Source organism: Pirellulales bacterium (assembly GCA_035546535.1).
Classification (GTDB): domain Bacteria; phylum Planctomycetota; class Planctomycetia; order Pirellulales; family JACPPG01; genus JACPPG01.
On the sequence record DASZWQ010000069.1, the window covers coordinates 107,234 to 116,582 of the forward strand.

The 9,349-nt window shown below is 54.1% G+C and carries 9 protein-coding genes and 1 tRNA gene; 2 read left to right on the forward strand and 8 right to left on the reverse strand.

Going from position 1 to position 9,349, the window contains the following annotated elements:
* Nucleotides 1-175: 175 nt before the first annotated feature.
* A complete protein-coding gene (locus VHD36_09685) occupies nt 176-994 on the forward strand; it encodes a type IV toxin-antitoxin system AbiEi family antitoxin (GenBank protein ID HVU87583.1) in 819 nt (272 codons plus the stop codon).
* Nucleotides 991-1,866: a nucleotidyl transferase AbiEii/AbiGii toxin family protein gene (locus VHD36_09690; protein HVU87584.1), complete on the forward strand. Its 876-nt coding sequence runs from the start codon at nt 991-993 to the stop codon at nt 1,864-1,866. The genes VHD36_09685 and VHD36_09690 overlap by 4 nt, the downstream gene beginning before the upstream one ends.
* Nucleotides 1,867-1,905: 39 nt before the next feature.
* On the opposite strand, the gene VHD36_09695 is transcribed toward VHD36_09690, so the two are convergent.
* The 8 genes from VHD36_09695 to VHD36_09730 form a co-directional block, all read right to left on the reverse strand.
* A complete protein-coding gene (locus VHD36_09695) occupies nt 1,906-2,970 on the reverse strand; it encodes a DUF4365 domain-containing protein (GenBank protein HVU87585.1) in 1,065 nt (354 codons plus the stop codon).
* 69 nt (nt 2,971-3,039) lie between these two features.
* A complete protein-coding gene (locus tag VHD36_09700) occupies nt 3,040-3,669 on the reverse strand; it encodes a hypothetical protein (protein ID HVU87586.1) in 630 nt (209 codons plus the stop codon).
* Between the two features lie 18 nt (nt 3,670-3,687).
* Nucleotides 3,688-5,298 (reverse strand): adenylosuccinate synthetase, encoded by a 1,611-nt coding sequence (locus VHD36_09705; protein ID HVU87587.1) that lies wholly within the window; start codon nt 5,296-5,298, stop codon nt 3,688-3,690.
* Between the two features lie 13 nt (nt 5,299-5,311).
* The gene (locus VHD36_09710) at nt 5,312-6,661 is read right to left on the reverse strand and encodes an ImmA/IrrE family metallo-endopeptidase (GenBank protein ID HVU87588.1); all 1,350 of its coding nucleotides are present in this window, start codon (nt 6,659-6,661) and stop codon (nt 5,312-5,314) included.
* Between the two features lie 170 nt (nt 6,662-6,831).
* Nucleotides 6,832-6,916 (reverse strand) — tRNA-Leu (locus tag VHD36_09715).
* Between the two features lie 51 nt (nt 6,917-6,967).
* The gene (locus tag VHD36_09720) at nt 6,968-8,173 is read right to left on the reverse strand and encodes a phage integrase SAM-like domain-containing protein (GenBank protein HVU87589.1); all 1,206 of its coding nucleotides are present in this window, start codon (nt 8,171-8,173) and stop codon (nt 6,968-6,970) included.
* Between the two features lie 289 nt (nt 8,174-8,462).
* Complete coding sequence (locus tag VHD36_09725) at nt 8,463-9,113, reverse strand: hypothetical protein (GenBank protein ID HVU87590.1); 651 nt, start codon at nt 9,111-9,113, stop codon at nt 8,463-8,465.
* Nucleotides 9,114-9,222: 109 nt separating this feature from the next.
* Nucleotides 9,223-9,349, reverse strand: a 127-nt coding sequence (locus tag VHD36_09730; protein ID HVU87591.1) for an IS5/IS1182 family transposase, incomplete at its 5' end; no start/stop codon positions are given.

Consider the following 9,349-nt stretch of genomic DNA (forward strand, 5'->3'; position numbering starts at 1 on the left):
CTTGATTGCCCCGCTCTATACCTGTTTTTCGTGCCCATGGCCGTTGAGTACGGATGCAGCGATTTTTCTGGCAAGCGTCTTAAGTAAATGAAAATGAGCGAGTTACTGCTTGACTCATGCCCCAATCATATCAGAAAAGTATTGCTTTTCGTTACTTTTGACGTATAGATGGGGCATGAGGAACCTTTCTGAGTATCTAGAAAAGCAGCTCGTTCGAGGTCGCCCCTATTTCTCCAAAGAGGAGGCTCTCGGCGAACTTCATCTGACGCCAGATGCCTTCAAAATGGCTGCGGCACGGCTCCGGCATAAAGGCAGGCTGGTCTGCCCGAAGCGTGGGTTTTACCTGATCCTTCGCCCGGAGGATCAATACCTAGGCGCCCCCGATCCGTCGCGGTGGATAGAGCCGCTGATGAAGTATCTGGAGCTGGACTATCGAGTCTCGCTCCTTCGGGCTGCGGCCTTTCATGGATCGGCGCACCAAGCGGCGATGGTGTTTCAGGTCATTGTTCCCAAGCAACTGCCTCAAATCCGTATTGGCCGGCAGCGGGTGCAGTTCCTCTTTCAGGAACCGGAGGCCTTCAAGAATGTGAACCGCCCGGACTGGCTAGGTCAGTTAAAGACCGATGCCGGTTTCGCAAAGATCGCAGGCATCGAGCTGACCTTGCTGGATGTCTGCCGCTACTTCCATAAGGCTGCGGGCATAAACGGTGCGGCGCAGGTGGTACACGACCTCGGAAGAAGTGCCAATCCGAAGATTCTTCAGGAGGCGGCGTGCGCCTTTGAAAATGCAGCGGTACGGCGCCTTGGCTACCTGCTGGAGCGGTTTGGCCATCTCCGACAAGCAAAGTCGCTAGTTCGATTTGCGGAGCAAGCCAAGTCTCTGAAGCCGCTCGATCCGGCTGTGAAGCCTATTGCAGCCGCACTGCCAATACGCAAAGAGAAGGACGTGAAGTGGATGCTGGTCATCAACACTCAGGTGGAGATTGATACATGATCCCGATGGCCTTCCTGCAAGAATGGAGCGCCCATGCGCCGTGGCCGGACCTAGCGCAAGTGGAGCAGGACCTTATCATCTGCCGTGCGCTCTGTGACTTGTTCGGCAGTGAGCGGCTCGCTGGAAAAATAGCATTCCGAGGCGGGACTGCAATCCACAAGCTCCTGTTCAAGCAGCCGCTTCGATACTCGGAAGACATCGACCTCGTGCAGACCACAGCTGAGCCAATCGGCGAGACTGCCAAGGCAATTCATGAGGCTTTGTCCTGGATAGGGAAATACAACTATAGGCAGGCGCCTCATTCCAACCACATGACCTTCAAATTCACTCCCGAAGTAGACGGCGGGATGGAACTGAAGCTGATGGTTGAGATCAATACGCGGGAACATGAGAACCTGTATCCACTGAAGTCTTACCCGTTTGAGCTCAACAGCGGCTGGCACCAGGCCAAGGTTGACATCATATCCTTCGAACCCGAGGAATTATTCGGGACGAAGCTGCGGGCATTGCTGCAAAGGCACAAGAATCGAGACCTTTTCGACCTCAACGAAGGCCTTTTACAGCTTGGGCTTGATCCAACGAAAATCATCGAATCGTTCGATCACTACCTTGCGCTCGAAGGCCGGCCGATTTCTCGGGCAAACGCCGAACAGCGAATGCTGGAGAAGCTAAACCACAGCCTGACAGAGGACATTGCACCACTGCTGCCGACAAATGTTCGATTCAGTGAGGATGATGCGATTGCTGCATTCGGTCGCGTCTGGGGCGATTTGATTCGACGTATCGGTGGCGATCCGTGGAAGCTTTCTAAAGAGGCGATCGAAGAGTTCCGGCTTAAGAAGTATCCAAATCTGCTGAAGGACGTGGAATAAAACAGACAAAGTGGCGTGAGCGACAGGAACTGTCTTCGGCTATTCCGCCGGGAGATCAGCGACGGGAACAAGGTAATCAAGAATCGCAGAGTCGCCGCGATTGGCCCACTTATCGAACAGACGATCGAGCGAATCGGGATGCAACGCCCAGCCGTCGAGAGTGAACAGGTTAGGCGTGCCGAGCATTTGCGGGATTCGTTTCCCGGGATAAGCTTCTCTCAATCGGCAATAGTAAGCAATAAGCGGGATGCGTAAGCCATCAAATAGCTTGGGCAATTCAAGCTCTTTGAGATGCGCTGAATGCTCGTCGTAGAGAATGCCGAGTCCGGTGACACCCGTGCGTGAATATGATTCTTCTTCCTCGCGAGCGACCATTCGCCGCACCTGGTCCACAGTAAAGCGAGTGCCGAGCTTCCTGCAGACCGCGAACATTGCATTGGCGGCCTGATTCCCTTCGGCGGTAGCCCACAGTCGCATGCCAAGGGTGATGGCTTGATCAATAACGAGGTCGATCGGGAAAGTGTCGGAAATGACGTCCAACTTTCCCAAGAGGTCGAGCAGCGAATTAAGGATTTCGAGCTTATAGACCGCTGCAGCCGTCCGAATTGCGTCATTAAGCGTTAATACGAGTTGCGTTTCCGTTGACCAACGTGCGACATCTTGAAGTTCGCCGTACAGGCCATATGCCAGTGTTTGGGTAACTGGAACGTATTCCGTGGAGGTTTGGGGCAAACTGTGGATGCCGAATCCGGTGCGGCGCTTTTCCAGCAGCCAGTGCTGCACCCACAGATACCACGCTTCTTTGCGAGCCAAGTCTGCCTGGACGAGTAGAACAGGCACACGGCAAGTATCCGCATATGACGCCAAGGCACGTGGCACCTTGAGCTGTACTCCGCGCTTTACTAGCTTGACCTGTTGTGCTGCCTTGATTTGCACTTTAACAATCTGGCCGATGACCTCCGGAGTATCCAGTTCGAGTTCAAGGTCAATGCCATAGTCTTCATCCATTGTGCGTGCGATCCAGCCCCCTGCATCTTCTACGAGGTGCGCAACGAGGCGTTGACCTCGGGAGCCGATTCTTTGCGCGTCAGATCGCTTCGTCATGAAAGGATCGCGACAGGTGATCGACAGGTCGGCTGAGTTCACCGCCGCACTCAAAATGCGAGAGTTTGATCATACTTTGTTCCACCGACCGTCCGGTCGGCTCGACCGTTCAACGGTTTGCGGGAGCTGAACGGATTCGGAATACGTCACTTCGATAACAGCACTGGGCGGGAAGGAGGCATGCTCAGGCTTGAGGAAAGTCGCTCGTCCTCGCGGGCTTCCCTTGCCCTGAGTAGTCCTGGGCGAGCCGGAGTTGTACTTGCAGAACTCAGGCACAATCTTGTGATTGATGGCGAAGAGGTCCTCTGTCCTGACTCTCAGGATGGCTGGCTTCTCTGACTGATACCGCTCGAAATGGCGCATCCCGTAGGCGATGACACCGTGATCCCAGCCCGGCCAGAAGAAGATTCTCGAATTCAGTTCACGTATGAGCCTGGCGAATGTCCACCCATCCTGCAAAGAGGTTTTGCCTTCATAAAGTGGCTGTTGATCGCGAATGTCGATCAATGCTCCGTCGACACTCAGCGATAGAGTGGCAGTCCGTTTTTGATCGATCCATGCAGGGGCCTTGGCCGACTCAAACAAATGCCTCGCGGTGTGGATGGTGCGGGCTTGAACGACCTGGTCGGCATTGCGCGCGCTGGTCAGATGGTATAGGTATGGCCTGGTAGATGCAAACTGGGTGAGAGAAAAAGCCAAGGCGACTCCTTTTAAGACTTACCAGCTTCGCCGGTCAATTATGCTGCGATAATGAAATCGAGTTGAAATAAGGGAAACCGGCGCTCCGGCAACTGTTTCGATCTCCTCAATGAATTTCAGAGTGTCCGGAGTGAGTTGGTCGAATCGGCGTGCCTCTTGATTCGCTACGTTGATATAGTCGACGAACGTCAAGGCAATATCCGTGGGAGAATTCAAGAATGCCGCCTTTTTGAAGAGTTCCCAATCGAACTCGGCGATCCGTCGAGTTTTGTTGGTAGTCGAGGTTTTCTCCGTGCTGCGGACGATAGTTTCAGCAATGCCGGATCGCTCGGCGATTTCCTTGAATGTCAGTTCTTGCTTCATCGGTCCTGAAGTTTTTCCCTTGCCTTTAGGGCTCTCAACCCTTATCGGAAAGGTTCTTGTAACCATGATCGTGCGCCGCACGTGTCCGGGTGAGATGCCCGCCTCCGCTAGGCAGCCTGAGACAGTTGTGTCCCGTGACGTAACGTGAGGATACGGCCCGTGGTAAAGGCTCAACGCAGTGCCTTGAGTCCCCTCCAACAAAATCCGCGTCCGCGGATCGCGCATTCGTTGTTCAAGGCGAATCCACGAAGGCCGGACATACGGCTCTAATTGTTTGATGTGTTTGGCGAGCTGCACCGAGTCGTCGCGCTGAAGGATGCGGCGAGATGTAGCGGCACCGACACCTTGTCCCGTTGATCCGATTTCTTCAATCAGGCGCTTCTCTTTTTCCTTGTCGTCAGCGGTGATGATGAGTACTTGTGGATCGATTGTGAGGCGGTCGGGCTCGATCTGGAGGCTATTTATCTCTCGCAAGAGAGTATCGATGTCCACGACGGCGCCAGGCCCGAGGATGAGCTCGGCTGATCGCACGCGACTGCCGGATGGCAGGGTGTGGAACGTGTCAGGGCCCTCTGATTTATAGACCTTGTGTCCAGCATTCGGGCCACCCACGCGGATCAGTACGTCATATTCTTTCGAAAGATAGGCCGCTACCTGGCCCTTGCCTTCGCTGCCGTATTGGCCACCGACAAGCACGTCGACAACTTTGTGGCAGCCACGACCATAGAGACCTAATCGGCTAGCGGCTCGTATCAGCACGTCACGTTCATCTGACCACGTCGAATTGATGACAATATCAGCCTTGTCGCGAAGCTGTGGGACGGCCTTTTCGGTCTCGTTCTCTAGCACTTCGTCGTAACTCGCAAGCTCCTTGATGTCCTTCCGCTTTCGACCGGCATATCGCTTGCGGAGATCCTTGTCGGACGCTTCAAGATGTACGTGTATGACCGATGGGCCAAAGCCACGACGAATCCAGTCGATTTGCGGCAGAATTCGGACAGAATCCACGACGATAAGGGCATCTTTGGGGAGTTCAGTGGCTTTCTTGCCCAAGGCTTCCGACACCCACCGACCGTCTGTGTCCCGGTCGAGCTTTTCGCCAAGCGCTTGAAGTGACACACGATCGCGGCCCACATCAGGCTGAATGGCCGTGAGAAGCTCCCAAGTTTTAAAGAGTGTCGCTTGAAAATCCTGGACGAGGTGTTTGGCAAGGGTGCTCTTGCCGGCGGCAACCGATCCCGAGAGGAGTACGAAGAGTTGTGGCATGAGGCCTGACCGCTCAGAAGTTCATAAAAAGCGATTGCTGTTCCGGTGCGCGCGACTTGGACTGTTGATGCAGATCGTACACCGTAACGTGAACGTCGTAGTCGGAGAGGCATTCGCGGATCAGGTCCTCGACAATCAGCCAATTGCCGCCCGCCTCGCCGCAGCCAATGCGAGGAATGTGGACAGAAGCACTGAGCGAGAGAGCGAAATCGCGTAGCTCGACAAGTCCGCTCTTTAGATGCTGATAGCGGATTCGTGGAAGCCGCGAGGCACCATACCCGTGTTGAGCAACGATACTGAAAACGACGGTTGAATCGTCGACTCGTGCGTTATGCGTGTTGCCAAGCCGTAATCGTTTCGGGTCAGATTGCACCCAATCGAGAAAGTCTGATTGGACGGTTGGCCATTGCCGGCGAATCGCACTTGCGAATCCTGCGCCGCCCCAGCGAGCGGCACCATCATTAACCACTTGGGCAACGACCCTCTGTCCTGTGCCATGCGGCTTTGTTGCATCGCCGACGACGTAGCTCATACTGGAAACGGCTTCGCCACGGTCGCCTTTGCGATACAAGATTCCGGCAACGCGAGGATGCTGATGGCCGGGATAAGACGGAATAGCGACGGATTCGACGTGAAAAGTCTGCTCCTTGACCCAGGATTCGTCGCCCTTGGCCGTATAGCCTAGGGCTGCGCAGTTGGCTAGCCGAGTGGTCTCTGGAATTAGAAGACCGCTTTTGAGTTTAAACTCAGCCCCGTGACTCTCGACCGCATAGTCCAAGTGATAGCGATCTTCATGCGGCGAAGCGACGAATACTGCACAATGCTTACGTTCAAGCCTCACAATGCGAAGCAAGAGTGCTTCGACAGACACGTCGAACTTCTCTTGAAGGTGTACCACATCATCGATAGAAACTCGGCTCAACGAATCGATCGGTAGTTTCTCGGCCGGCATTAGGATTTCGGCAGCTGCTATGTTGCAAAGCATTTCGAGCTGCCATTCATCCTCTCGCATTTCAGCGCGAGAAACTCGATTGCGGACCAAATCCCGACAATCAGGAAAAAGGGTATGGGCAATCTCATGGGCAATGGAAAAACGTATGCGTCGTCGCGACTGGTTTGGGTTGTAATCGATGCGATAACCCGTACGGCCCTCCGGCGTCAACGATGCGTTGAGAACCTCCTGCGACGGCACGACACGGACATTTAAGATGTGTGCAAGATCAAAGGGATCAAATGGCGGACCTACCCATCCTTGCTCGATGGCGTCGAGCACCAGTTGGCGTGCGGAATTCTGGATCGTAGCTATCGGATCAGCATTCGCTGAGAGTCTTTGAACAGAAGAATTGGTCCACTCCATTGCCATGACGATCGTTCCTATAGGTCATTGTCAAAACGGCGAGCCAAGACCTAGCATCAAACGACTATTCGCACAATCTCTGCCTGACGGCCCTGGTCAGCGGTAGTGTATCTCGCCGCAGACTCGTGTCGCAATCGGAGTTCGAGCTGCGGAGTCAGGAAGTGATGCAGCGAACTTGGTGCGGGCGGCCGGACTTGAACCGACACTCCTCGGGGAACAGCGTCCTAAGCGCTGCGCGTCTACCAGTTCCGCCACGCCCGCACGGAAGGGAAGGTATAGCGCGGCGGGCGAGCCTTTGACAAGGAAATCTGACTAACCCGTCACGTCGTCGAGTTCCAAGGTTGGAGCATTCGTCCGGGATGTTGAGGGCACTTGTCTTTCCGGCCTCGGGCGCCGGACGTTGATTGCACCTGCATCGAGCGTGTTCTTAATGTGCGCGGCGTAGTGCTTTTGGATCATTTCGACGCTCGTGCGACAGTTTTTTGCAATCTGGTAGATATCGGCGCGCTCCATCAGACGCAGGCAGATGTAGGTGTGACGCAAGCTATAGAGCGTCCGTAGCCGACCGTCGCGATCATATTTGAGACCAAGTTCGTTCAGTATATTATTGAAAAGCTGACGGTGTGTCTTTGGAAAAACACGATCCGAGGATTGTGGTGCATTTCGTTTCCTGACCCGAAGATAAGGCCTAACAGCTCCGGCCGTGCTTTTGCAATAGCCGATCCCCGTCTTTCCACGAACCTCGATCTCCAAAATCGTCTCTTGGGTATCGGCATCCTGAACGACTTGTACGTCGCGATGCTCCAGTCGCTTGACTTCGTCAGGTCGTAAGCCGGTATTGGCCATTAAGAGCACGAGGTCATGTAGTTGTTCGCACTCCCACCGCCACATTTCCTTTTTGGGGTGCGCAGCACGCTCTCGTGTTGCCTCGTAGAGTTGTCGATATTCCTTGGGTGAGAACCACGCCCGATGCGACACTTTATGCGATGACTTGAATGGATGCGAGAAATCAGGAACATATTCTAGCCATTGGTGCCGCACTGCTGTCTTAAGCGTCTGACGTAGCGCAATCATCTCGATGGCGATGGTATTACGAGCTGGTGGCTTGCCCCGATAGCCGTTTTGGGCTCGGTGTATGCGGTACTCTTGCACAAGTCCGGGCGTAATTGCCGATACGACGACATTCCCAAAATAGGGGATTAGATGTCTAGCGAGTGTTTGCTCAATATGTTCAACCCACTTCGGGCTTCGTTCTCCGACAGTAAGAGCTCGGTATTCCGTTAGAAACTGTTTGGCAACGAACTCGAAGGTCTTCCCGCCCTTCAACTCGCCGACACGATCTTTGCCCTTGAGAGTGAGATACCAGTCTTCTGCAAACGCCGTCGCGAGCGCTGGATTCTCTTGTTTTGTGGACTCGCGCCACGACCGACCACCTAGATGCGTATAGCACTGCCAGAAGCGGCTGTTTGGCCGTTTATAGAGATGGAGTCGTCCTCCCATCAATTCCATTCTGTCCATGATCCTCCCGTGGTGCGCGATAGTGTGCAATGAATGTGCAACCGTAGCGCGACACGAATTTGGCGTCAACGACAAACTTAAGTCATTGTTCTGAATGCATTCTATTGATGTCTCGTTTTTGGATGCGCAAGGTTTAGGTCCTGGTTGGCGCTAAACCAACCGCTTGAATTCTCTACGACAAGATGCGCCTACCGTTAGAGTGTGCAAGAAAGTGTGCACACTCACACACAGCAATGTCAGTGCCATCAGTGCAGTGAATGCCGCACGGAGGTTGTCGGTTGCAAATGGGCTATTCCGGTGGATTCCCATTCCCATGTGGACTGTCCAAAATTCGACGGCCCAACGTTTTAATGCGATCGATATCCAGATCGTTGATCAAACCGCTATCATCCGCGCTCGTGGCGTTGAATGCCCTATAACGTGCAGTTTGCTGGATGTCTGCGAGGTAGCGGTACTCGTCTGACGAGATGACACCCGAATCGAGCGCACTTCGGATTTGGTCGTCCGACAGGATCGGTGGACTGCTGATCGTGTCAATCTCGGAAAGCGTACCATCGGCTTGAAATCGGAATCGTCCGACGACGGTTTTGGGGGTTGTTGATGGTAGCTCGACGACGTTGAATGTAAGCTCGATTTCACCATAGTCGCAGTCGGCGGCCGCCCGAATTGACCAATAAGGTCGTAGCGTAAGTGAGACCGTGACCGTATGCGCCGAACCAGCAGTGAGCGTTACCGGAGACCGAAGGTCATAACTGAAATCTGAGTTCAGCTGCTCGCCGTCCAGGATCAGTTTCCGACCGGCTCCTAAGCAAACGCAGCCATAGACGTAATAATGCGCGTCTATGTGAGTGAGATGAAGATCACTGTTGGCGACTAAAGTAAATGTCGCGGCCACTGTGAAGCGCGAGTTGGCATCGTATTTGTCTTCACCCGCGCGCATCCAATTATCTTTTCCGTGCGGTTGAATCACTACGGGATAGGGCGGAGCTTGTGGTTGACGGGCTAGGCTCCGGCGATATTCCCAGACCCAAAGTGCTAAGAACGTGTCTTCAAATGTATTTGTGTCGGGTCAGGGGGCGTGACATGAGGTTGATCATGGCGATGTAGATCATGGCCTCGCTGGTTTCGGTGTTGCGTTCGTAGTCGCGGGCGTGGCGGCGGTAGCGGACGAGCCAT

Excerpts from the sequence above, each read along its gene's own strand:
- VHD36_09685 (HVU87583.1), top strand. The coding sequence starts at position 176 with ATGAGGAACCTTTCTGAGTATCTAGAAAAGCAGCTCGTTCGAGGTCGC.
- VHD36_09690 (HVU87584.1), top strand. The coding sequence starts at position 991 with ATGATCCCGATGGCCTTCCTGCAAGAATGGAGCGCCCATGCGCCGTGG.
- VHD36_09695 (HVU87585.1), bottom strand. The coding sequence starts at position 2,970 with ATGACGAAGCGATCTGACGCGCAAAGAATCGGCTCCCGAGGTCAACGC.
- VHD36_09705 (HVU87587.1), bottom strand. The coding sequence starts at position 5,298 with ATGCCACAACTCTTCGTACTCCTCTCGGGATCGGTTGCCGCCGGCAAG.
- VHD36_09710 (HVU87588.1), bottom strand. The coding sequence starts at position 6,661 with ATGGCAATGGAGTGGACCAATTCTTCTGTTCAAAGACTCTCAGCGAAT.
- VHD36_09720 (HVU87589.1), bottom strand. The coding sequence starts at position 8,173 with ATGGACAGAATGGAATTGATGGGAGGACGACTCCATCTCTATAAACGG.
- VHD36_09725 (HVU87590.1), bottom strand. The coding sequence starts at position 9,113 with ATGCGCGCGGGTGAAGACAAATACGATGCCAACTCGCGCTTCACAGTG.